We start from the raw sequence: 20,411 nt of genomic DNA, 5'->3' as shown, positions 1-20,411 counted from the left end.
CTCCCACTCGATGCCGGCGTAGACGTCCTCCGTATTTTCGCGGAAGGTGACCATGTCCATCTGCTCGGGTTCGGACATCGGCGAGGGAACGCCGTCGAGGTGGTAGGTGGGACGGACGTTGGCGTAGAGATCGAGCAGTTTGCGCAGGCCGACGTTCAGCGAGCGAAAGCCCGCGCCGACGGGGGTCGTCAGCGGACCCTTGATGGCGACGCGGTGTTCCTTGATCGCTTCGACGGTCTCGTCGGGCAGGTTCTCGTCGTACTTCTCGCGGGCGCTCTCGCCGGCGTAGACGCGCATCCAGTGGATTTCGCGGCCGGTCGCCTCCGCCGCGGCCTGCAGCACCTTCTGGGCGGCGGGACCGACGTCGCTACCGACGCCGTCGCCGTAGATGATCGGGATGATCGGATTCTCCGGCACCTCGAGTTCGCCGTCGTCGGTCGCCGTGATCTGCTCCCCGTCTTCGGGGACCTCGATCTTGTCGTAACTCATCTCGTCTGTACGGTGCTTCGATGACGGTAAAAGACCTACCATTTCCGTCCGCGAGACGGGCCGAACTACGAGCATCAACCCGGATACGCACCCGAATCGTCCGACAATCACGCCTTCACAGCCGTCAGACGCCGAAACGCCGGATCGATCGTGATATAAAAACGGGTCAAATACGGGGTCGTTGACGTGTGAGACACGCTCTCGGCTCGGGAGGGTGGTTCCTGCTCGAGTGGACGTGTATAACCGGCGGCCCGCTCGCCCGCGTCGGCCTGACTGAGAGGGGTTCGGCTACTTTCCTACCCGTTTCGGCTGTGCTCGCACGTATCGTCGACCGTCGTCGGTGTCTCCCAGTAGCGGACGAGCACTGCGAGTCCGCTCAGGACCAGCAGGCCGCTCCCGGCGGCTACGAGCGCCAGGTCGGCCGTCGAGTCCCACTCGGCCTCGAGGAGCAGCCACAGCGTCGCGAATCCCGTGATGCCCAAGACCAGCAGCGCCGTCCCGGCGTCGATCGGATCGCTATCGTCCTCGAGTACCACCCGTCCGGCGGCGATGGCCGCCAGCACGACGCAGAACACGACGAGGGGACCGGCCGGCGTCATCGTCGTCAGTGGTTCACAATCCCCCGTCGTAAGTGTGGGGATTTTCGGTGATCGACGCGGCGAATCCGAACACCGAAATGGTGGCTGGCCCCACGATATTCGTATGCAGGTACTCGTCCACGGTGGTGCCGGCAGCGACCCCGACGAGCCGGAGACGCGACGATCGATCCTCGAGCGAGCCGCGAGCGACGGCGCGGCCGCGTCCGATCCGGTCGACGCCGTCGAGCGCGCGGTCCGGGTCCTCGAGTCTTCGCCGCGGTTCAACGCGGGCGTCGGCGGCGCGGTCCAGCACGACGGCACGATCCGGACCGACGCGGGGATCATGACCGACGACAGGTCGGTCGGCGCTGCGTGTTCGATGCCCAGCGTCGAACACGCTATCAGCGTCGCCCGGGTCGTGATGGAGGAGACGCCACACGGTTTCCTCTCGGGCGATCACGCGGTGGGCCTGGCTGAGGCGTACGGCATCGAGACCGACGTCGACCTCTGGTCCGACCGGACGCGCGAGCGCTGGGCTGACCTCGAACCGCCCGAGGGTGGCGTCGAGGCCGACCTCGCGTGGATCCGCGAGCGGTACGGCCGAACGGACCCCGACGGTCGCGACGGCGACGGGGACGACGCGGCGGGTGAGGACGCCCCGGCGGATCTCGATCACGATACGGTGGGCGCGGTCGCGTTCGACGGCAAACACCTCGCGGCGGCGACCTCGACGGGGGGCCGGTGGCTCGCCCTCGCCGGCCGCGTGGGGGACGTTCCGCAGGTCGGCTCCGGCTTCTACTGCTGTCCGTCGGCCGCGGTTAGCGCGACGGGTGCCGGCGAGGACATCGCCCGCGTCACCCTCTCGCGGCGGGTCGCCCGCCACGTCGAGCGTGGACTCGACGCCGACCAGGCCGCCGAACTCGCCATCGAGGAGTTCGGCGAGTTGACGGGGGCGACGGCCGGCGTCATCTGTATCGACGCGCGTGGAACCCTCGGCTCGGCGTACAACAGCGACACGATGCAGACGGCTCGCGCCTCGAGCGGCGACGACTGACCGCTTCTGCGGACGTCTCGACACGCTCGACCGACGGCTACGCCGGCGCTTCGTCGGCGATAGTTCGACGATCGTCGTACAGATATTTTATTATCGTCGTATTCGTTGGGGTCCGATAATGCTCGAACAACGGCACCATTCGGCCCGGACCTGTCCCCACTGCGGGGCGCGACTGTCGATCGTTCACGGCCTCGAGGCCTGTCCCGACTGTGCGTGGATCGAACGCCGGTCGTAACCTCGGGGGAGGTAGTCGCAACAGCGGGCTCGAGAACTGTTTCCATCCAGCTTGTTGGCGAGACACCCGAGTTCTCACGAAAAATGGAACGCACGAGAGCGGAACCTCTTTTTGTCGACCGGTACAACCCCGGTGCATGGCCGAATCCGAGGACGAGGTGGACCTCGAGTCCGAGCAGTACGAGAAACACCGCGAGGCGGGCGAGATCCTCGCGCAGGTGCGCGAAGAGGCGGCCGAGCGCGTCGAGGTCGGTGCGAGCCACCTCGAGGTCGCCGAGTTCGCCGAGGACCGAATTCGGGAACTCGGCGGCGAACCCGCGTTCCCGGTGAACATCTCGATCGACGAGGAAGCCGCCCACGCGACGCCCTCGATCGACGACGAGGAGACCTTCGGCGAGGAGATGGTCAACCTCGATATCGGCGTCCACGTCGACGGCTGGCTCGCCGACACCGCCATCACGGTCGACCTCTCGGGCAACCCCGAACTGGCGGAGGCCTCGGAGGAGGCGCTCGAGGCCGCCCTCGAGGTCGTCGAACCGGGGGTCGAGACCGGCGAGATCGGCGCGGAGATCGAGGACGTCATCGACGGTTACGGCTACAACCCCGTCGTCAACCTCACCGGGCACGGCCTGGGTCACTGGGAACAGCACACCAGTCCCAACATCCCCAACCGGGCGGTCTCCCAGGGCGCGACGCTCGAGGTCGGCGACGTCGTCGCGATCGAGCCGTTCGCCACCGACGGCGGCGGCAAGGTCTCGGAGGGGGCCAGCGAGGAGATCTTCGCACTCGAGCGCGAGGGGACGGTCCGGAACCGCCAGGCTCGCGAGGCCTTAGAACAGATCACCGAGGAGTTCAAGACGCTGCCCTTCGCGACCCGCTGGCTCGAGACCGACCGCGCGGAGATGGCGCTGCGTCGGCTCAAGCGCAACGACATCGTCCACGGCTATCCCGTCCTCAAGGAGGACGACGGCTACCTCGTCAGCCAGAAGGAGCACACGGTGATCGTCACCGAGAGCGGCTGTGAAGTGACGACGAAGCGGTAACCGTCCTGCGTGTTCTCGAGTGGTTCTTCGATGACTAGTGCGATCAGTAGACTCCATACTGACTGGAGTACGTGAAGAGGAGGACGAACCGGAGAAGCGTTCTGCTATCGTGGACACGGGGAGTTGCCACGCCCTCCCCAGCCGATTTCTCCTCACGGCGCTTGCGCCGTTCGGATGGTTCGCGGAACCTCTGGTTCCGCGCTAACGCTCACTGCGTTCGCTCATCCACTGGAAGACGCTTCGCGTCTTCCAAGCCTTCGCTCGCATCGCTCGCGAAGACCTCGCACGGCTTTGCCGACTGGTTTCGCTGTCGCTCAACCAGTCGCCAGCGCGCGCCACCACAATGTCAGTTAGTGCGCGTACGAAACGATACCTACACAGTCTGAACATCCGGCTTGTGACAGCCAATCGGACCACAACCAGTCCCGGGAGGGAGGCTGTCGCTGGTGCTCCGTCGTCAATTCCGGGGTACGAAACCTACGTCGCACCCGTTCACTCGACGTCCCGCGCCAGCCCGCGCCGGAGGTCCCGGCCGAAGTAGTAGCCGAGCACCGACGAGACGACGCCGACGCCCGCGCCCACGAGCAGCGGCGTCGCGAAGGAGACGGCGATCGCCACCGTCAGGCCGGTGGTGAGCAAGTTCGCGACCCCGCCCGCGGCGGCCCCGGCGAGGGTCACCTCGAGGTAGCGCCGTTTCGAGGTGAACAGGCCGGCGGCGAACGTGAGTGCGAACACGCCGATCAGGCCGCCGATGCTGGCGAAGGGGATCACCGTGTTGCCGCCGATCAGGCCGACGCCGACCAGGAGGGCAAAGGCGAGAAACGCCTTCGGCGAGAACAGGTCGTCCGGCAGCGACGGGAGGACGCGACCGAGCAGCGATCGACTGCGCGATTGCGAGGGCTCCGGTTCGACGGACGCGTCCGCGGTGCCGGGGCTCGCGACCGGATCCGCGGCCGGGTCGCGGTCCTCGAGTCCGGAGTCGGTCGCTCCCTCGCCGGTCCCCGAGAGCAGGCGATCGGTCTCGTCTAACAGGTCGTCGGTCGAGGCGGGATCCCGGCTCTCGGTGAGTTCGTCCGAACGATCGCCCATAACTGAAGCGACGGGGTCCGGCACCAAGGACTTTTCCCCGGTACGTCTCGAGCGAACGGTCGAATCACCGGGCGGCTCAGCGACTCTCGCTCCCTCTCGTTCGATACTATCGCGTCGTTCCGGAGCAACTGTTATTCGACAACGACGGAAATCAACCCTCTCGAGTAGGAGATGCGGGATCGTGCTCACCTCTTCAAGGTACTGCTCGCGGTGTTCGTCACGGCCGTGGTCTACGTCGACCTCTGGAACGGCCGGCTCCCGACCGTCTCGACCGTCGGCGTCCTCGGGGCGGTCGCAGCCGGCATCGTAGTCGGGTCGGTCGAGGCCTACCGATCCGTCTCGCTCGAGACGGCGCGCGTCTCGCGGCGGACGGTAGTACTGCTCGTGGTGGTGGCGGTGGTCGTCGCCGCGCGCTTTTTCCCCGAGGGAATCCCCGCACCGGCGTTGCTCGCGCTCGTCGTCACGGCCTGGGTCGACGCTCTCGTGGGGTACTGCTACGATCGAGTGTCGACGGCTTGATCCGCGGCCCGGGGTCGCGTCGCCTGCCATCGTGACGACGTTTTTTCACGATCGGGCTGGTACGGCCCGGAAGTGACGGTCGAACTCGTCGGCTTCGGGTTGGTCTCCTTCACGGCGGGCACCGGGCTGCTGGTCGCCGCTCGAGCCGTCTATCCGCGACTCGAGGTGACCCCCGAGACGCGCTCGTCCATCCAGTTCCTGACGGCCGTCATCGCGTCCGTGCTCGTGCTGGCGGGCGTCGGCCTCGTTCTCGTGGGACTGGCCCAGTAGCCCCGGAGGCCCCGCGCCGGCCGGAAAGCGTGCCTTCAAGTCCGACGCCGCGCAACCCCCACGCATGAATCCAGGCGATCGCGTTCGCGTCGATCGGGCCGACCGGACCTTCGAGGGGGTCTTGCTCCCCTCGAGTACCGACGACCACCTCGTAGTGAAACTCGAGGGCGGCTACAACGTCGGGATCGACCGCGACGAAGCCGAGATCGAGGTGCTCGCCGAGGACGTCTACGAGATCGACGGGACCGATTCCGGGGGCGACGACACGTCCGGGATCGAGTTCGACGACGACCTGCCGACCATCTCGCTCATCTCGACCGGCGGGACGATCGCCTCGACGGTCGACTACCGCACCGGCGCTGTCACGGCACAGTTCGACGCCGAAGACGTCCTGCGGGCGGTGCCCGACCTCGCCGGTCGCGCCAACTACCGGGGTCGGGTCGTCGCGAACATCCTCTCGGAGAACATGGAGCCGCCGGTCTGGCGGGAGCTCGCCGAGGCGGTCTACGAGGAGATCGAAGCCGGTGCCGACGGCGTCGTCGTCATGCACGGCACGGACACGATGCAGTACTCGGCGTCCGCGCTCTCCCTTATGCTCGAGACGCCGGTCCCGATCGTCTTCACGGGCAGCCAGCGCTCGGCGGATCGTCCCTCCTCCGATAACGTGATGAACGCCGTCTCGGCCGTCGAGGCCGCGAAAAGCGACTGTGCCGAGGTGCTGGTCTGTATGCACGCCTCCGAGTCGGACGACCGCTGTGCGCTCCACCGCGGCACGCGCGTCCGCAAGAATCACACTTCCCGCCGCGACGCCTTCGAGACCGTCGGCGCGAAGCCGCTCGGCGAGTTCGACTACGACGCCGGAGAGATCGAGTTCCGTCGAGACTACCAGCAGCGCGGCGAAAGCGACCTCGAGATCGAACCCGCCCTCGAGGAGGACGTCGAACTCCTCAAATTCACGCCCGGGATGGACCCCCAGTTCCTCGACGTCGTCGAGGGATCGGCGGGGCTGGTCGTCGAGGGGACCGGGCTCGGCCACGTCCACACCGACCTCATTCCCCGCATCGAGGAACTGATCGAGGGCGGTACGACGGTCGTCATGACCAGCCAGTGTCTCGAGGGGCGCGTCTGCGACCGCGTCTACGACACAGGGCGGGACCTGCTCGAGGCCGGCGTGATCGAGGCCGGCGACACCCTCCCCGGAACCGCGAAGGTGAAACTGATGTGGGCGCTCGCGAACAGCGACGACGTCGAGGAGGCCATGTCGACGTCGCTTGCCGGCGAGATCCAGGAGCGGTCGGTTCCCTGGGAGTGACCTGACTCCCGGGCCGTTTCCGACTCGAGAATCGATCGTCACTACGCTCGGCGAATCGATCGCAATCACCACGACCGCTCGGACGCCGCTCGTTTTCCGCGTCGACCGATTCGACCGACCAGTCGCCGGTGGGTGTGAACGGGCCGGGGAGTTCGTACTGTTTCGAAACGTATCTCCCGGTGGCGGCCCACGCATCGTTCAAATGAACGTTCGCAGGGCGACACACGACGACTACGACGCCGTAGCCGAGATGACGAGCGACATCTGGACGGATCGCGGGGGTGATTACATCCCACGGGTCTATCACGACTGGCTCGAGGACGAACCGGGACAGGGAAAGAAGACGTTCCTCGCCGAAATCGACGGCGACGCCGCGGGGATCATCCAGGCCGTGATGGTCTCGTCCGACGAGGCCTGGTTCCAGAGCATGCGCGTCGCCAGCGAGTACCGCCGCCAGGGGGTCAGCCAGCGGCTCAACGAAGCGGCCTACGGGTGGGCCCGCGAGCGGGGTGCGACGGTCGGTCGCGCCATGATCTTCTCGTGGAACACGGCCTCGTTCGGTGCGGCGCGAGCCAGCGGCTACGACCCGGCGACCGAGTTCCGCTTCGCCCAACCCGACCCCGACGGTGACGCGACGACGCCCGACGGCTACGCGGTCTCGAGCGATCCGACGGCGGCCTGGCGCTACTGGACCCACAGCGACGCCCGGGACCTCCTTCGGGGACTGGGACTTGCCCCCGAGGAGACGTGGGCGATGCGGGAACTCACCCGGGACGATTTCCAGACGTTCGCGGACGAGACGGCCGTCTTCGCGGTCGAAAGTGACGGCGGGCTCGCCGGCACGGGCTACCGTCTTCGGACCACCGAGCGAACGAACGACGACGGCGAGGAAGAGACGTGGGCCGAGTACGGTCTCGGTGCCTGGGACGACGTCGACGCCGCCCGCGCGCTGTTCGCCGACGTCGCCCGGGACGCCGCCGCGCTCGAGGCCGACCGCACGCGGGTCGTGATCCCGGAGACGCCGCGGTACGTGACCGACGCCGCCTACGCGGGCGCGGAACTCTCCGACGAACCGGATTTCGTCCTCGAGATCGATCTCACCGGGCGGTGAGCCGGATCAGCCGCCGCTGACCGGCGGGAACAGCGCGAGTTCGTCGCCCTCCTCGAGTTCCGTCTCGAGGCCCTCCTCCTCGACGAGGACGTTCGTCCCGTTGCGCAGGACGTTGATCTGTGACCGCAACTCCCCGTCGTCGGTCAACACGCGCCCGGCGAGGTCGGGTCGATCGTCGACGAGTTGCTCGAGGGCGTCGCCCACAGTGTCGCCGGCGGCGGCTTCGACGGTGACGCGTTTGTCGCCGGCGCGCTCGGCGAGGTCCGCGAACAGTTTCCACTCCGTCGTCATGTGTGACGCTATCGCAGCCGTCGGCAAGTAGCTACCGTTTGCTCGTCCGCCGATCGACTGCGGCGGCGAACGTGCCGGTCGTGCGATCCGCCGCGACGGACACATACATGTCACTCGAGACGAAATAGGGGGGTATGAACTTGTCGGGCGATCGGGACGGCGAGAGTGGTGTGACTCGAGGGGCCGACGACGGCGCTCGAGGACTCTCGCGGCCGCTGAGTCGCCGTCGGTTCGCCGCCACCGTGGTCGCCACGAGCACGGCCGCACTCGCCGGCTGTCTCGACGGCGGAACGGACGACACCGGGGAGGATGCGGAGGAGACGGCCGGCGAGGGTCCGACCGTTCCTTCGGAACCGCCGTTCGAGGTGACGACTGTCGATGCGCCCGGCAGCGAGGCGGGGACGATGACCGTCCCGGCGTCCGACCGGTGGATTCTCGTCAACTTCTCCGCGACGCAGTGTCCAACGAGCGAAGCCCACCTCGGGGACATCGACGAGGCCCGGGCCGAGTTACGGGACCGGTACGACTTCGGTCCTGACGGGGATCTCGAGGTGGTCTCGGTCGTCTCCGGGACGAGGGGGACCGTCCCGACGACCGACGAACTCGCGGCGTGGTGGGCGGAACACGACGGCGCGTGGACCGTCGGTCTCGACGAGGAGAACGCGCTGTTCGACTACTACGACGTCGACCAGGGCCCGTCGCTCGCGTTGCTGGACGAGGACGCCGCGGTCCGGTGGTCGCGGGACAGCGCCGTCTCGGCCCGAACCATTATCGCCGGCGTCGACCGCGCGCTCGAGGATGCCACCGACGACGCGGACGCGACGGACGGGGACGAGGGGGCGGACGCCGAGGAAGGGGACGACACGGTGAACGCGGACGCGACGGGCAACGAGGAGAACACCACGGTCGCCGACGGCACCGGGGACGCTGACGATGCCACGGATACCGACGGCGTCGGTGACGACGCCTGATCGCTGCCGGACCTGACCGTCCAGCCCACACCGTCGGCAGCAGGATGGGGTTTCGGTTCGTATCGCACTCGAGCGCGTCGAATCGGTTCGCCGACGAGAACTGCTGAGAACCGGAAAGTGTTAGTCACTGGTGTGACCCACTGGGAACCATGGTGCTTCCAGAGGGGTTCGTCCTCCCGCCGTGGTACCTGCTCGGTCCGACGGTGGTGATCCTGGCCGGGGTCGTCGCGTTCCTGTGGTCGCTGGATCCACCGGTATCGGATCGGACGATCCTGGCGTTCGCGCCGTGGATGCTGTTCGGGTCGACGTTACACGTCCTCCACCGACTGGGGGCGTTTCCGGACTCGATCGAGATCCTGTTCGCGACGCCGAGCGTCTATCTCGTCACGGCGGTGATTATGGGGCTGGCGTGGATCGTGGGGATCTTCCTGCACGCGGCAGGCCTCCAACCGACTAACGAACGGGTGCCGTTGATCGCGGGTAGCGGCTTCTTCGTGGTTTTCGCCGGGTTCGCGACCGTCACCGGCTTGAACGGGGGGACCTTCCAGCCGTTCTGGCCGGTCATCTCGGTCGTCGTCGCCGGCGTCGTCACCGCGCTGGCCTGGCTCGCACTCGGGCTCTCGTTCACGGAGGTCGCGGCGACGACGGGCGTCACCGGTGCGATCGTCGTCTTCGGACACGCACTCGACGGGGTCTCGACGGCCGTCGGCTACGACGTCATGCGGGCCGGCGAGGAGGTCCCGCTCTCGCAGATCGTCCTCGACACCGCGGCGGACCTGCCGACCGCCGAGTACATCGGGGCCGGCTGGCTGTTCGTTCTCGTGAAGGTCGGCCTCGCGATGGTCGTTCTCGGGCTGTTCCGGGAGTTCGTCGAGGAGGCCCCGCGCCAGGCCAGACTCCTGCTCGCGTTCATCGCGGCGGTCGGTCTCGGTCCGGGGGTTCACAACGTCCTGCTGTTTATGGTCGGCTAGACTTTTCCCGTCCGCTCCCCTCTGTTCGAGTCCGCGCATGGTCAGGGTGCTCACTGCCGGCCACGTCAACTGGGACGTGACGCTTCGCGTCGACCGCCTGCCCGAACCCGACGGCGAGGCGTCGATCCGTTCCCAGCGACAATCCGGCGGCGGCAGCGCGGCCAACGTCGCCGCCGCACTGGCCGGCCTCGAGGTCGACACCGGGTTGATCGGCAGCGTCGGCGACGACGACAACGGCCTACTCGCCCGCCGTGAACTCGAGGCGGCCGGCGTCTCGCTCGGCGGCCTCCGCGTTATCGAGGGGGCGGAGACGGCGGTCAAGTACCTCATCGTCGACGACGACGGCGAAGTCGCCGTGCTGGGTAACGACGGCAGCAACGAGGCCGTCGAACCGGACGACGTCGACCCCGAGCGCGTTCGCGCGGCCGACCACGTCCACCTGACGAGCCAGCGACCCGACACCGCCGCACGGATCGCCACCCTCGCGAGCGAGGCCGGCGGGACCGTCAGCTTCGACCCCGGCCGCCGCCTCGCCGACCGCGACTACAGCCGCGCGCTCGAGGAAAGCGACGTCGTCTTCGCCAACGATCGGGAGGTCGCCGCCCTGCTCGAGGACGAGTACGTCGGCTCGGACGTCTACGATCGGATCGTCGTCGTCAAGCAGGGCGGCGACGGCGCGACGGTCCACACGCCGACCGGCTCGTACACCCATCCCGGTTTCGACGTCGACCCCGTCGACACGGCCGGTGCGGGCGACGCCTTCGCGGCCGGCTTCATCGCGGTCGTCCTGCGCGAGGACGACGTCGAACGGGCGCTCGAGTACGCCAACGCCTGCGGTGCCCTGACGGCGAGTCGGGAGGGTGCCCGGAGCGCGCCGACTCGGGAGACGGTCGCGGAGTTCCTCCGATCGCAGTACTGACGTTCCGTCGGCCACGTCCCGGAGGAACGATCGTGAAAATCAACCGACGGCGTCGGCTTGCTCGGTTCTCATCAGGTGTCGTCTGACGGTAACTATAAACGGCGGGCCGTTGGTCATCCGAGTGAACAGTCACGGAGACGTGACGGAGAGACATGACGGAAGGAAGGATCCGCGAGTCGTCCGAACGCGAGTCCGGTCAGCGCGTTCGATACGACCGAACCGAGGGGGAACCGCCGAGCATCGCTGTGGCGACAGCACTCGCACGATACTACGACGAGGACGTCACCGCGTCGAACGTCCGTCTGTACGACTACGTCGATCCGGAAGCGCTGGATGCGTTGTTCACCGATGCGGGGAGCGACCGACCGGCAGCACGTCTCGAGTTCGTCGTCGAGGACGCGCTGGTCGCCGTCGGTCCGGATCGGATCGAGGTGATGCCGACGAACTGAGTCGGTTGCGTGTGCCGCTCCCGTCGGAACCGCGAGACGGGTCGCCATACAACGGGACGACCACCGGTGACGCGACGCGCAACCCCGACTCCCGATCGGCTCTCGAACCTTTTTTCTCGCCACCGGCGAAATCCGCGGGTATGGGTACGCAACCACACCTGCTGGTCGAAGAGGGGGACCTGACGGATCTCGCGCTCGTGCCGGGCGATCCCGGCCGCGTCGATCGGATCGCCGACCACTGCGACGATAGCGAGACGATCGCCGAGAACCGGGAGTACAAGGTCGTCAACGCCACCTACGAGGGCCGCGAGCTAACGATCTGCTCGACGGGGATCGGCTGTCCCTCCGCGGCGATCGCGCTCGAGGAACTCGCGAACGTCGGCGTCGAGACGTTCCTGCGCGTCGGCACCACGGGCGCGCTCCAGTCGGACATCGAGATCGGCGACATGGTCGTCGCGACGGGCGCGGCGAAAAACGAGGGGACGACCAAGCGCTACGAGGACGCCGAGTACCCCGCGGTTCCGGACTACGAGGCGCTCTCGGCGCTGGTCGACGCCGCCGAGGAGAACGGCGAGGACGTCCACGTCGGGCCGATCGTCTCCGACGACGCCTTCTACGCCGAGACGGACGAACACGTCGCCGACTGGGAGGACGCCGGCCTGCTCTGCGTCGAGATGGAGGCCGCCGCGCTGTTCACGCTGGCCCGCCGGAAGGGGCTGCGCGCCGGCGCGATCTGTACCGTCGACGGCAACCTCGTGGAGGGCACCCAGAAGGGTACCGACACCGAGGACGACGAACTCCCCGACAAGGCCAAGAACAACGTCGGCCGCGCCATCGACATCACGCTCGAGGCGGCGACGAACCTCTAATCGGGCGACGCGCGCGGTTCCGACGCGCCGTCCGGCGATGCGTGTCAGCCGGTTGGCGGTCACCGTTCGGGCGAAGCCGGGGTAGTTGTCTACGCAGAAGTTAGATACAGCGGACGGTCTACTACTCGTCGCTCTTCATTCGTTGCCCCACCCCTCGAGTAATCGCTGCGTGGCCGGGAGCAACCGTTCGGACGTCGGTGGAGTAGCGAACCACGCCGCACCGTTGAGTTCGCCGGGGTGAATTGTAATCGAGCCATCCTCGTAGTCGGCGCGAAAGAACACGCGGAGAACGTGGAGCCGCTCGTCGTACCCGTTACAGGTGGCAATTTCGTGACGCATGTGATTGATACCCCGCAGGGAGATACTCAGCCCGACCTCCTCGGTTACTTCCCGGTGGACGGTCTGTTCCATCAGCTCGTCAGCTTCTCGTCCACCGCCAGGAACGCCCCATTCGGATTCTCCACGTCCCAAGATTAGCAACACGCGCTCTCGCTCCTCGCCTTCAACGGCCAGCGATTCCGTAAGGGGAGGCACGTCGTCTGGCGAACGCTTGATGAGCGCGTAGGCACTACCGATATAGCCGTCTTTAGACATCTGCATCCATTCCTCGAACTGTTCGGGCTCCGGCCTATCGTGCCGTTCGTGTACTGGAGCCTCACCGAAGGAATCCAACAAGCGGTCGCGCCGACGTTCGATTTCCTCCCGGTTGATATCCTGCCAGTCCATACGAGTTCTTTCATCTCTTTGACGACAAAACCCTTCGGAGAACAGAGACTGGGCGGGACGGTCGTTCGATAGTTCTCCACATCTCGCCCCAGTTCTCGCAGCACCAGTTGCCGTAGCGCTGGCTTGCGGGTTCCCGGGGCTCCCCGATCGGCACCTCGGTTTCGTCCTTGGTTCACCGCGTCGTAGAAGCGCGCCCGCCGTGGAACGGGTACCGAGTCGCTACGCGTCCCGCAACTGCTCGGCGACGGCCGTCGTCCGCTCTGTCAGGGCCTCGGTCGTGTTCGAGGCCGTCTGAAGGGTCTCGTTGATCGCGTCGTACAGCGACTCGAACGCGACGGTTCCGTCGGCGTCTTCCCAGTCGCTCGTGTCGCGTGGCTCGAGCCCGCAGACCGCACAGCGGTCGTTGCCCGGAACCAGCGGATCGAAACAGCCGGGACAGCGATCGAGGCCAGCGACGACGGTCTCGCCGAGGGCGACGATGCCGCGCAGTTCCGACTGGAGTTTCGTCGTCGTCCCGGTGAACTCGCCGAGCGCGTCCGCGACCGACGGCTCCAGGGCGTCGTGGTCGACGTCGTGGAGCGGCTCGAGGCTCGCGTCGACGGAGTCGATCGCCAACAGTACTTCGCGGCGGGCCTGGCGATACTCGGCACCGATCTCGCCGATCGAGTCCGTATCGGGGTCGTCGGCCGATTCGATCGCGTCCGGAACGCCCGTGACGAGCGACGCGAACGCCGCGACCGCCGAGACGGTGACGCCTTCGCGCTCGGTCGTCGTCTTCACGTGGTCGAACAGCGTCGCCGCGTCGGTCACGCCCTCGCCGCTTGGGGGCTCACAGAGTGCATCGTAACAGCCCGAGCAGACGGTCACGAGCGCGCTTTCGTGGACGGGGCCGTCGAGTGCGGGTTCGCCGACCGGATACCGCCGCAGTCCGCGGGGGTCCTCGTCGGCGGTCGTCCCACACCGACGGCAGGTGTGGTCGTCCCGCTCGAGGACGCCGTCGTCGGTGCCGCCGTGCTGGCCTGGAGTCACGGGCGACCGAAGACGGCGAACCGACAAAAGTACTCCGACCAGCGCCGCGCGTGGGGCCGGGGATCGGTTACCGGGGGCCATCCTATATCCCGCTCCCCGGTGAACGAGTCCGTATGGCCGACGCACCGACCGACTTCGAACTCGAGTGGACAGCCGACCGCGCGGCGGCCGCTACCCTCTGTAGACGGCTCGCTGGCGCGCTCGAGCGTGAGGAACCGCTGCACGTCCACGGAGCGGACGGGAGTGCGACGATCAGGGTTCCCGCCCGCGTCACGGCGGGCCTCGAGATCGAACACGACCCCGACGCCGATCCGCCGGTGAGCGAACTCGAACTCGAACTCGAGTGGGACGACGCCGACGGTTCGAGCGTGACCGTCGATGCGACGGCGGGCGACGCGGAATCAGCGGATGCGGACGATTCCACGGCCGACGCGGACGATACCGCGGATGGGGCGACCGAACCCGTGGCGGACGAGGACGTGACGGTGATCGCTCCCCACGACGGCCTGCAGGACGAGGAGCGACCGTCCGAGGCGGTTGCGGCGGCCGCGCCGCCGGAGGCTGTCGCCCGGGGAAGGGACGAGGACGAGGGTGGAGGCGGGGCGACAGGTGACGACGCCGCTGATGGCGACCGGGCGGAACGGACGAGTCGATTCGAAGTCTACGAGGACCGGGCGGGCGAGTGGCGCTGGCGACTGGTCCACTGGAACGGGAACATCGTCGCCGACAGCGGCGAGGGATACACCTCGAAGCGCAACGCCAAACGCGCCGCCAGGGGCGTGATGCGGGCCGCTCCGACGGCACGAGTCGAGGAACGCAGCGACGGGAACTGACCCGCCGCCCCTCCGCGATGTGTGTCCTCGACGCGGTGATCAGGGTCGCAGATCGTCGAACTCGAGGTCGGCGTCGAACTCCGGGGCGCGGTCGAGTGCCTCGTAGGTCAGCGTCGGGCGGGCGTCGGCCGGGATCGCGTTGTACCGCTGCAGGAAGTCGATGATGCCCCGCACGTCGCCGAAGTCGCCCCGGTAGCGCCAGAACAGCCGCGGAATCGTGGCGACGTCGGACTCCGCGTCGTAGTCGACGTTCTCCTCCAGGAACCACTCGACAGCGACCTCGAGTTCGTCGTCGACGCTGGCGGGGGAGTAGACCGTGATCGGCGGACAGTTCTCGCCGCCGCGGGAGAGCGCGAAGTGGATCCGTGGATCGCACTCCGGGAGCCGGAACTGCCGCTCGAACGACGAGGGAAACGGTCGTGGCAGGTAGCCCATCCCCCAGCGGTGTTTCGACGACCGGAGAAGCCCGTGTTCGACGTCGTTGAGACTCAGCCAGACGCCCCCGACCGGGATTCGATCGCGAGCGAAAAACGCCCAGCGGGCGAGCGGACCGGCCTCGAGCAGCGACTCCTCGTGTTCCTCGAACAGCAGTTGCCCGTAGGCGTTGTAGCAGTTGAGCCAGAAGGCGAGTTTCCGGGGTCGCGTCGACAGCGCCCGATCCAGCCGCGATCGCTCGAGCGTCGCGAGCCGCGTCCGCAACCGGTCGGCGTCGCCGCCCGTCTTGACCGTGTAACAGAGTTCGGCCGAGAGCGAGCAGGGATCGAGCTGCGTGGACATCTAGCACGACCTTCGCCTACCAGTCCCTTCAACTCCTGTGACGGCTGAACCCGACAGTCGTCGGCCGGAATATGTCCGGCCGCTCGAGAGACGATCGGTCACGTCGACGCCCGAGCCTCGCGTCCGGCCGGAGCAGGGACGACTACCGGCTCGAGGGACCGTCAGGACCCGGGACATGTCAGGCCCACCTTTATCGCGGCCACTGTGGACGAACGCGTGTGAACCGAAGCACCGGGACGTTGCTCGCGCTCGTGGCGATCCTGGCCTACCTCTCCTGGCAGCTCGTGACGCCGTTTCTCGGCTTCATTCTGGGAGCGATCCTCGTCGCGTTCGTGCTGTATCCGCTCCAGCGACGACTCGAGGGGACCGTTTCGCCGGGCATCGCCGCGTTCCTGCTCGTCCTCCTCGCGGTCGTGGGTCTCCTGCTCCCGTTCGCGATCGTCGCGGTAGTCGTCGCAGGGGAGGCGGCGTCGATCCTCCAGAACGTCGATCCGGCGAACCTCGGGATCGACGAGATCGAGGGCTACCTGCAGGAGCAACTCGGGATCGAAGTCGACGTCGCGGGGACGCTGTCGGACTCGACCGAGCAGATCGGGTCGATCCTGGTGGAGCAGACCAGGACCTGGTTCGACGTACTCACCCACACGATGATCGGACTGGGGCTGGCGCTGTTCTTGCTGTACTACCTGCTCAAGAACGGCGACTCGCTGGTCGCCTGGCTCCGCCAGCGGACGCCGCTGCCCGACGACGTCCAGGACGACCTCTACACCCAACTCGAGAACGTCATGTGGGCCGTCCTGGCCGGCCACGTGCTGATCGCGATCGTCCAGGGGATCATCGCCGGCCTGGGGCTGTTCGCGACCGGCATCCCGAACGCCACGTTCTGGACGTTCGTGATGATCATCTTCGCGCTCGTGCCACTGATCGGCGCGTTCCTGGTGTGGGGGCCGGCGGTCGGTTACCTGTTCGTGACGGGCGAACCGATCCTCGCGGTCGCGCTGGCGGTCTACTGCCTCGTCATCGTCAGCGTCTCCGACGACTACCTCCGGCCGATCGTCGTCGACCGCTACGCCCAGTTGAGTCCGGCGGTCATCATCCTCGGCGTCCTCGGCGGCATCTACGCCTTCGGCGTGATGGGGCTGTTCTACGGCCCCGTGGTGCTCGGTGCCCTCCTCGCGGTGGTCGACGTCGCCGACGAACACTACGAGCGACTCGCGAACGGCGCGGAGGGCACCTGAGGTGCCGGCGGCCGACGGTGGTCGGGGGATTCGCCACGGCGGGAATTCTCCCCGCGCTTATGACGGTACCAGTCGAAGAGCCGGTATGCACGTTCTCGTCCCGATGGACGACTCCGAGCAGGCCCGCGCCGCCCTCGAGTTCGCCGCTCGCGAACACCCCGACGCGTCGATCACGGCGTTGCACGTGGTCGATCCCGGTGCCGGCCCCTACAGCGAGGGTGGGATCTACGCCTACGACGCGGTCCTCGAGTCGCGCCAGCAGGTCGCCGACGCGCTGCTCGAGGACGCCGCAGAACTCGCGGGGGAGTACGGCGTCTCGCTGGACACGGAGACGACGGTTGGCAACGCCCCGCGAGAGATCGTCCGCTTCGCTGACGAGGAGGGCGTCGACCGGATCGTCATCGGCAGCCGCGGTCGCTCCGGTGCGGCCCGCGTCCTGCTGGGCAGCGTCGCCGAGACCGTCGCCCGCCGGGCGTCCGTGCCGGTGACGATCGTTCGGTGACTGCCGTCTGACGTCGTTTTTACCCAGAAACGAGAGCGCTCACTCGTCTTCGAGCGCGGCGTAAATCTCCGCGTGACGGCGTCCGTCGAGTTTTCCCATCTCGAGAGCGATTTCGCGTCGTTCGGCGTCGCTCTCGGCTTCCTGATACCGTTCGTACAGCTGCCGGACCTCATCGTCGACCGCCGTCGAAGTATCGGTACTGGACGCCATCGATTCAGCGAATATACTCGATGTGTCCCTTTATCTGTTGCGACGAGCGCACGCCCGAAAGTAGATAGCTGCAGTATCGGTGTCGACTGTTGTTTCGTCAGTTGCGAAGCGATGCAAGAGGGCTCGAATTTCGTCACCGTAGTCGAAAGTGAACCCGTTCATCATATAAAAGACGACTACCGTTCGAAGCGCCGTTCGCTTGTTTCCATCGACGAACGGATGTTCCGCAACGAGTAGCCGCATCAGATGGATCGCTTTTTCGTGGATCGTCTCGGGGACTTCTCCGAAGTAACCTTCTGAAATGTACTGTAGTACGGACGCAATCGCATCTGCTGACCGAATGCCTGGTTCGGTGTTGTCGCCTTCCGCAACGATCTGCTCGTGGAGATCGAGGACGAGTTCGACGGAAGGGTATGCGAAGTCGTCTGTCACACGTTTGGACTTCTTTTCGCCGTCCATTAACTGTTTCTCGGTCGTCGAGACTTCGTCAGCAGTTACAGCAACGACCTGTGGTATCCAGTTGACGTCATCTAGTGACGACCGTTCGGTGCCGGCTGCTCACCCCTCTGACTGAACTGCCCGGTAGCCCGCGTACACCGCGGCGGCCAGCAGCCCCAGCCCGACCAGCGTCGACCGGTGTTCGCGCCCGCGCTGGACGAGTCGCGTGTAGAGACTGGACTCGGCGACGTGCCCCTCGTAGCCGCCCCGTTCCGCGAGGTCATCTCCCGGCTCCTCGAGGGCGGTCTCCGACTCGGGCCGTGGCGGCTGGTCTTTCCGCTGCAGGTCGGAAAACAGCGTCTCCATCAGCACGTCCATGATCCGGGAGGCGAGGCGGCCGAAGACGACCATCCCCTTTCCGCCCCCGCCGACGGTCACCTCTCGCTGCGGGTGTTCGGCGGCGTGGCAGATCGCCCGGGCGACCGTCTCCGGCGCGTAGACGGGGTCCGGCAGCGTCGCCGCCTCGTCCATGTAGTTCTTCGCGTGCTCGGGGTAGGGCGTGTCGATCGCGCTCGGCTTGATCAGCGTCACGTCGACCGGCGCGCCATCCTCCTCGAGTTCCATCCGCAACGCGTCGGTAAAGGCCTTCACGGCGTGTTTCGACGCCGAGTAGCTCCCCTGGAGGAGGATCGTCCGCTCGGAGACGATGCTCCCGATGTTGACGATCGTCCCGCCCGACTCGCGCAGGCGCTCGGCGGCCTCGAGCGAGCCGTAGACGACCCCCCAGACGTTGGTGTCGAACTGCTCGCGCATCTCCTCGACGGGGATCTCCTCGAGTCGCCCGTAGATCGAGACCGCCGCGCCGTTGACCCAGGTGTCGAAGCCGCCGTAGGTCTCTTCGGCGACGCGGGCGATCTCGCGGACGTCCTCGCGGTCGCGCACGTCGGCGACGACGTATTCGGCCTCGCCGCCGTCGGCCTCGATGCCCTCGACGGCCTCCTCGAGGGCGTCCTCGCTGCGGGCCGCGAGCACGACGTTTGCGCCCCGGTCGGCGGCCATCCGCGCGGTCGTCAGGCCGATCCCCGACGACGCGCCCGTGATGACGATGGTCTGTCGCTCGAGTGGTTTCCGTTCGGTCGTCGACTCGCCGCTACCGGTCAGTTTGCCGAGAACGCTCATGGTGGCGATCCTAACGGGACGATCGGCTTGCGCTCGAGGCCTGTATTCGCGGGCAGTCGGGAGTGGCAGGGGTACACTCCGACGGCGTTTCGCGTATCGGTCACTCCCGATCGGTAACGGGGCGCGAACTCGCGCGTTTACCTCTGTCACAGCCAGCATAGCGACGTGCGTCGCCCGCGACCGCTCGAGGTCACGCTCGAGACGGACAAAACGTATAAGTCAACGGTGCGACGGGTAGGGCGTATGTCAGTCCCCGACGCCCAGGCGACGGCCGAGGCCGTCGTCGACGAAGTGCTCTCCGCCGTCGTCGCCGACGAGACCGTCCTCGAGGAGATCGTCGCCGGCCTGCTGGCCCGCGGTCACGTCCTGCTCGAGGACGTTCCCGGCACCGGCAAGACGCTGACCGCGCGGTCGCTGGCGACCGCGCTCGGTCTCGAGTTCTCCCGGATCCAGTTTACGCCGGATCTGATGCCCTCCGACGTCACCGGCTCGTACGTCTTCGAGGAGGAGACCGGCGAGTTCCACTTCACGCCCGGCCCGATCTTCGCGAACGTCGTCCTCGCGGACGAGATCAACCGCGCGCCCCCGAAGACGCAGTCGGCGCTGCTCGAGGCGATGGAGGAGGGTCAGGTGACGGTCGACGGCGAGACTCACGACCTCCCCGATCCCTTCCTCGTCATCGCCACCCAGAACCCGGTCGAGCAGGAGGGAACGTTCGAACTCCCCGAGGCCCAGCGGGATCGCTTCATGGTCAAGACCTCGCTGGGCTACCCCGATCCCGAGGGGACCCGCGAGTTGATCGACCGCCGGGCCGACCGCGACAGGCCCGCCCCGACGGTCGAACCGGTCGTCGACCGCGAAGCCGTCCGCGAGTTGCAGGCCGTCCCCGAGGACGTCACCGTCGAGGGACCCGTTCGGGACTACATCGGCGACCTCTGCCGGACGACCCGGACCGACGGCCGCGTCGACGTCGGCGTCTCGCCCCGCGGCGTCCAGCGCCTGTTCGAGGCCAGTCGTGCCTGGGCCGTCCTCGAGGGGCGGGACTACGTCGTTCCCGACGACGTGAAGGCCATCGCGCCTGCCGCGCTCGCTCACCGCCTCGTGTTGACTCCCGAGGCGAGCATCGAGGGGGTCGACCGCCGCACGGTCGTCGAGTCGGTGCTCGAGGACGTCGAGGTGCCGGCGATGGACCCCGAGACCGCGTCGTAGGTTCTATCGTAGCGTCCTCGACACGTCGTATTGAGCCGACCGAGACGTCGAGATTTTAGCTGAGCATGGGATTCGAGGCGTGGTTGATGCGCTTCGGTGTG

The 20,411-nt window shown here is 67.2% G+C and carries 25 protein-coding genes; 15 read left to right on the top strand and 10 right to left on the bottom strand.

Annotated features, from left to right (window positions below):
- Positions 1-489 (bottom strand): isocitrate/isopropylmalate family dehydrogenase (locus tag TX79_RS07340; protein WP_268257978.1); only part of this gene is annotated, 489 nt, incomplete at its 3' end.
- 296 nt (positions 490-785) lie between these two features.
- Positions 786-1,088 (bottom strand): hypothetical protein, encoded by a 303-nt coding sequence (locus TX79_RS07335; RefSeq protein ID WP_049926815.1) that lies wholly within the window; start codon positions 1,086-1,088, stop codon positions 786-788.
- Positions 1,089-1,191: 103 nt separating this feature from the next.
- On the opposite strand from TX79_RS07335, the gene TX79_RS07330 reads away from it, so the two are divergent.
- The gene (locus tag TX79_RS07330; RefSeq protein WP_049926813.1) at positions 1,192-2,121 is read left to right on the top strand and encodes an isoaspartyl peptidase/L-asparaginase; all 930 of its coding nucleotides are present in this window, start codon (positions 1,192-1,194) and stop codon (positions 2,119-2,121) included.
- Positions 2,122-2,492: 371 nt separating this feature from the next.
- Positions 2,493-3,398, top strand: a complete 906-nt coding sequence (gene map / locus TX79_RS07325) for a type II methionyl aminopeptidase (RefSeq protein WP_049926811.1) — start codon at positions 2,493-2,495, stop codon at positions 3,396-3,398.
- Between the two features lie 492 nt (positions 3,399-3,890).
- On the opposite strand, the gene TX79_RS07320 is transcribed toward map, so the two are convergent.
- Positions 3,891-4,487, bottom strand: coding sequence for a hypothetical protein (locus TX79_RS07320; protein ID WP_049926808.1), 597 nt, complete (start codon positions 4,485-4,487; stop codon positions 3,891-3,893).
- A 171-nt stretch (positions 4,488-4,658) separates the two neighbouring features.
- On the opposite strand from TX79_RS07320, the gene TX79_RS07315 reads away from it, so the two are divergent.
- The 4 genes from TX79_RS07315 (at position 4,659) to TX79_RS07300 (ending at position 7,699) form a co-directional block, all read left to right on the top strand.
- Positions 4,659-5,006, top strand: coding sequence for a hypothetical protein (locus TX79_RS07315; RefSeq protein ID WP_049926807.1), 348 nt, complete (start codon positions 4,659-4,661; stop codon positions 5,004-5,006).
- A 72-nt stretch (positions 5,007-5,078) separates the two neighbouring features.
- Complete coding sequence (locus TX79_RS07310; RefSeq protein ID WP_049926805.1) at positions 5,079-5,276, top strand: hypothetical protein; 198 nt, start codon at positions 5,079-5,081, stop codon at positions 5,274-5,276.
- A gap of 64 nt (positions 5,277-5,340) precedes the next feature.
- A complete protein-coding gene (gatD, locus tag TX79_RS07305) occupies positions 5,341-6,588 on the top strand; it encodes a Glu-tRNA(Gln) amidotransferase subunit GatD (RefSeq protein ID WP_049926803.1) in 1,248 nt (415 codons plus the stop codon).
- Between the two features lie 202 nt (positions 6,589-6,790).
- Positions 6,791-7,699 carry a GNAT family N-acetyltransferase gene (locus tag TX79_RS07300; RefSeq protein WP_049926802.1) on the top strand — a complete coding sequence of 303 codons (909 nt, stop codon included), beginning with the start codon at positions 6,791-6,793 and terminating at the stop codon, positions 7,697-7,699.
- Positions 7,700-7,705: 6 nt separating this feature from the next.
- Here TX79_RS07300 and TX79_RS07295 read toward each other — a convergent pair whose 3' ends face one another.
- The gene (locus tag TX79_RS07295; RefSeq protein WP_049926799.1) at positions 7,706-7,990 is read right to left on the bottom strand and encodes a ubiquitin-like small modifier protein 1; all 285 of its coding nucleotides are present in this window, start codon (positions 7,988-7,990) and stop codon (positions 7,706-7,708) included.
- A 134-nt stretch (positions 7,991-8,124) separates the two neighbouring features.
- On the opposite strand from TX79_RS07295, the gene TX79_RS07290 reads away from it, so the two are divergent.
- The 5 genes from TX79_RS07290 to TX79_RS07270 all read left to right on the top strand — a co-directional run bounded on the left by TX79_RS07290 (position 8,125) and on the right by TX79_RS07270 (position 12,169).
- Positions 8,125-8,961 carry a peroxiredoxin family protein gene (locus TX79_RS07290; RefSeq protein ID WP_049926797.1) on the top strand — a complete coding sequence of 279 codons (837 nt, stop codon included), beginning with the start codon at positions 8,125-8,127 and terminating at the stop codon, positions 8,959-8,961.
- Between the two features lie 149 nt (positions 8,962-9,110).
- Complete coding sequence (locus TX79_RS07285; RefSeq protein WP_049926795.1) at positions 9,111-9,932, top strand: DUF63 family protein; 822 nt, start codon at positions 9,111-9,113, stop codon at positions 9,930-9,932.
- Positions 9,933-9,969: 37 nt separating this feature from the next.
- Positions 9,970-10,851, top strand: coding sequence for a carbohydrate kinase family protein (locus TX79_RS07280; RefSeq protein WP_049926792.1), 882 nt, complete (start codon positions 9,970-9,972; stop codon positions 10,849-10,851).
- Positions 10,852-11,003: 152 nt separating this feature from the next.
- On the top strand, positions 11,004-11,300 hold the full coding sequence (locus tag TX79_RS07275; protein WP_049926790.1) for a HalOD1 output domain-containing protein: 297 nt from the start codon (positions 11,004-11,006) through the stop codon (positions 11,298-11,300).
- Between the two features lie 140 nt (positions 11,301-11,440).
- Positions 11,441-12,169 carry a nucleoside phosphorylase gene (locus tag TX79_RS07270; RefSeq protein WP_049926788.1) on the top strand — a complete coding sequence of 243 codons (729 nt, stop codon included), beginning with the start codon at positions 11,441-11,443 and terminating at the stop codon, positions 12,167-12,169.
- 135 nt (positions 12,170-12,304) lie between these two features.
- Here the strand turns inward: TX79_RS07270 and TX79_RS07265 are convergent, their stop codons facing one another.
- A complete protein-coding gene (locus TX79_RS07265; RefSeq protein WP_049926786.1) occupies positions 12,305-12,895 on the bottom strand; it encodes an NUDIX hydrolase in 591 nt (196 codons plus the stop codon).
- A gap of 219 nt (positions 12,896-13,114) precedes the next feature.
- Positions 13,115-13,924 (bottom strand): hypothetical protein, encoded by an 810-nt coding sequence (locus tag TX79_RS07260; RefSeq protein ID WP_049926784.1) that lies wholly within the window; start codon positions 13,922-13,924, stop codon positions 13,115-13,117.
- A gap of 113 nt (positions 13,925-14,037) precedes the next feature.
- On the opposite strand from TX79_RS07260, the gene TX79_RS07255 reads away from it, so the two are divergent.
- Positions 14,038-14,757, top strand: a complete 720-nt coding sequence (locus tag TX79_RS07255; RefSeq protein WP_049926782.1) for an amphi-Trp domain-containing protein — start codon at positions 14,038-14,040, stop codon at positions 14,755-14,757.
- A gap of 39 nt (positions 14,758-14,796) precedes the next feature.
- Here the strand turns inward: TX79_RS07255 and TX79_RS07250 are convergent, their stop codons facing one another.
- Complete coding sequence (locus TX79_RS07250) at positions 14,797-15,534, bottom strand: DUF547 domain-containing protein (protein WP_049926780.1); 738 nt, start codon at positions 15,532-15,534, stop codon at positions 14,797-14,799.
- A gap of 218 nt (positions 15,535-15,752) precedes the next feature.
- Between TX79_RS07250 and TX79_RS07245 the strand changes: the two genes are divergently transcribed.
- The gene (locus TX79_RS07245) at positions 15,753-16,772 is read left to right on the top strand and encodes an AI-2E family transporter (RefSeq protein ID WP_049926778.1); all 1,020 of its coding nucleotides are present in this window, start codon (positions 15,753-15,755) and stop codon (positions 16,770-16,772) included.
- Between the two features lie 85 nt (positions 16,773-16,857).
- The gene (locus TX79_RS07240; protein WP_049926776.1) at positions 16,858-17,274 is read left to right on the top strand and encodes a universal stress protein; all 417 of its coding nucleotides are present in this window, start codon (positions 16,858-16,860) and stop codon (positions 17,272-17,274) included.
- 39 nt (positions 17,275-17,313) lie between these two features.
- Here TX79_RS07240 and TX79_RS19620 read toward each other — a convergent pair whose 3' ends face one another.
- The 3 genes from TX79_RS19620 to TX79_RS07230 form a co-directional block, all read right to left on the bottom strand.
- On the bottom strand, positions 17,314-17,484 hold the full coding sequence (locus TX79_RS19620; RefSeq protein ID WP_195892473.1) for a hypothetical protein: 171 nt from the start codon (positions 17,482-17,484) through the stop codon (positions 17,314-17,316).
- A gap of 30 nt (positions 17,485-17,514) precedes the next feature.
- Positions 17,515-17,916 carry a type II toxin-antitoxin system death-on-curing family toxin gene (locus tag TX79_RS07235; protein WP_049928315.1) on the bottom strand — a complete coding sequence of 134 codons (402 nt, stop codon included), beginning with the start codon at positions 17,914-17,916 and terminating at the stop codon, positions 17,515-17,517.
- A 126-nt stretch (positions 17,917-18,042) separates the two neighbouring features.
- Positions 18,043-19,101, bottom strand: coding sequence for an SDR family oxidoreductase (locus TX79_RS07230; protein ID WP_049926774.1), 1,059 nt, complete (start codon positions 19,099-19,101; stop codon positions 18,043-18,045).
- A 243-nt stretch (positions 19,102-19,344) separates the two neighbouring features.
- Between TX79_RS07230 and TX79_RS07225 the strand changes: the two genes are divergently transcribed.
- The gene (locus TX79_RS07225; protein ID WP_049926772.1) at positions 19,345-20,310 is read left to right on the top strand and encodes an AAA family ATPase; all 966 of its coding nucleotides are present in this window, start codon (positions 19,345-19,347) and stop codon (positions 20,308-20,310) included.
- Positions 20,311-20,411: the final 101 nt, after the last annotated feature.

The sequence above is a fragment of the Halopiger goleimassiliensis genome (assembly GCF_000455345.1).
Taxonomy (GTDB): domain Archaea; phylum Halobacteriota; class Halobacteria; order Halobacteriales; family Natrialbaceae; genus Halopiger_A; species Halopiger_A goleimassiliensis.
Note: the sequence above shows the minus strand (reverse complement) of the source record. Positions and strands in the feature narration are given on the sequence as shown.

Coding starts and splice junctions, on each gene's coding strand:
- TX79_RS07335 (WP_049926815.1), bottom strand. CDS start 1,088: ATGACGCCGGCCGGTCCCCTCGTCGTGTTCTGCGTCGTGCTGGCGGCC.
- TX79_RS07330 (WP_049926813.1), top strand. CDS start 1,192: ATGCAGGTACTCGTCCACGGTGGTGCCGGCAGCGACCCCGACGAGCCG.
- map (WP_049926811.1), top strand. CDS start 2,493: ATGGCCGAATCCGAGGACGAGGTGGACCTCGAGTCCGAGCAGTACGAG.
- TX79_RS07320 (WP_049926808.1), bottom strand. CDS start 4,487: ATGGGCGATCGTTCGGACGAACTCACCGAGAGCCGGGATCCCGCCTCG.
- TX79_RS07315 (WP_049926807.1), top strand. CDS start 4,659: ATGCGGGATCGTGCTCACCTCTTCAAGGTACTGCTCGCGGTGTTCGTC.
- gatD (WP_049926803.1), top strand. CDS start 5,341: ATGAATCCAGGCGATCGCGTTCGCGTCGATCGGGCCGACCGGACCTTC.
- TX79_RS07300 (WP_049926802.1), top strand. CDS start 6,791: ATGAACGTTCGCAGGGCGACACACGACGACTACGACGCCGTAGCCGAG.
- TX79_RS07295 (WP_049926799.1), bottom strand. CDS start 7,990: ATGACGACGGAGTGGAAACTGTTCGCGGACCTCGCCGAGCGCGCCGGC.
- TX79_RS07290 (WP_049926797.1), top strand. CDS start 8,125: ATGAACTTGTCGGGCGATCGGGACGGCGAGAGTGGTGTGACTCGAGGG.
- TX79_RS07285 (WP_049926795.1), top strand. CDS start 9,111: ATGGTGCTTCCAGAGGGGTTCGTCCTCCCGCCGTGGTACCTGCTCGGT.
- TX79_RS07280 (WP_049926792.1), top strand. CDS start 9,970: ATGGTCAGGGTGCTCACTGCCGGCCACGTCAACTGGGACGTGACGCTT.
- TX79_RS07275 (WP_049926790.1), top strand. CDS start 11,004: ATGACGGAAGGAAGGATCCGCGAGTCGTCCGAACGCGAGTCCGGTCAG.
- TX79_RS07270 (WP_049926788.1), top strand. CDS start 11,441: ATGGGTACGCAACCACACCTGCTGGTCGAAGAGGGGGACCTGACGGAT.
- TX79_RS07265 (WP_049926786.1), bottom strand. CDS start 12,895: ATGGACTGGCAGGATATCAACCGGGAGGAAATCGAACGTCGGCGCGAC.
- TX79_RS07255 (WP_049926782.1), top strand. CDS start 14,038: ATGGCCGACGCACCGACCGACTTCGAACTCGAGTGGACAGCCGACCGC.
- TX79_RS07250 (WP_049926780.1), bottom strand. CDS start 15,534: ATGTCCACGCAGCTCGATCCCTGCTCGCTCTCGGCCGAACTCTGTTAC.
- TX79_RS07240 (WP_049926776.1), top strand. CDS start 16,858: ATGCACGTTCTCGTCCCGATGGACGACTCCGAGCAGGCCCGCGCCGCC.
- TX79_RS19620 (WP_195892473.1), bottom strand. CDS start 17,484: ATGGCGTCCAGTACCGATACTTCGACGGCGGTCGACGATGAGGTCCGG.
- TX79_RS07230 (WP_049926774.1), bottom strand. CDS start 19,101: ATGAGCGTTCTCGGCAAACTGACCGGTAGCGGCGAGTCGACGACCGAA.
- TX79_RS07225 (WP_049926772.1), top strand. CDS start 19,345: ATGTCAGTCCCCGACGCCCAGGCGACGGCCGAGGCCGTCGTCGACGAA.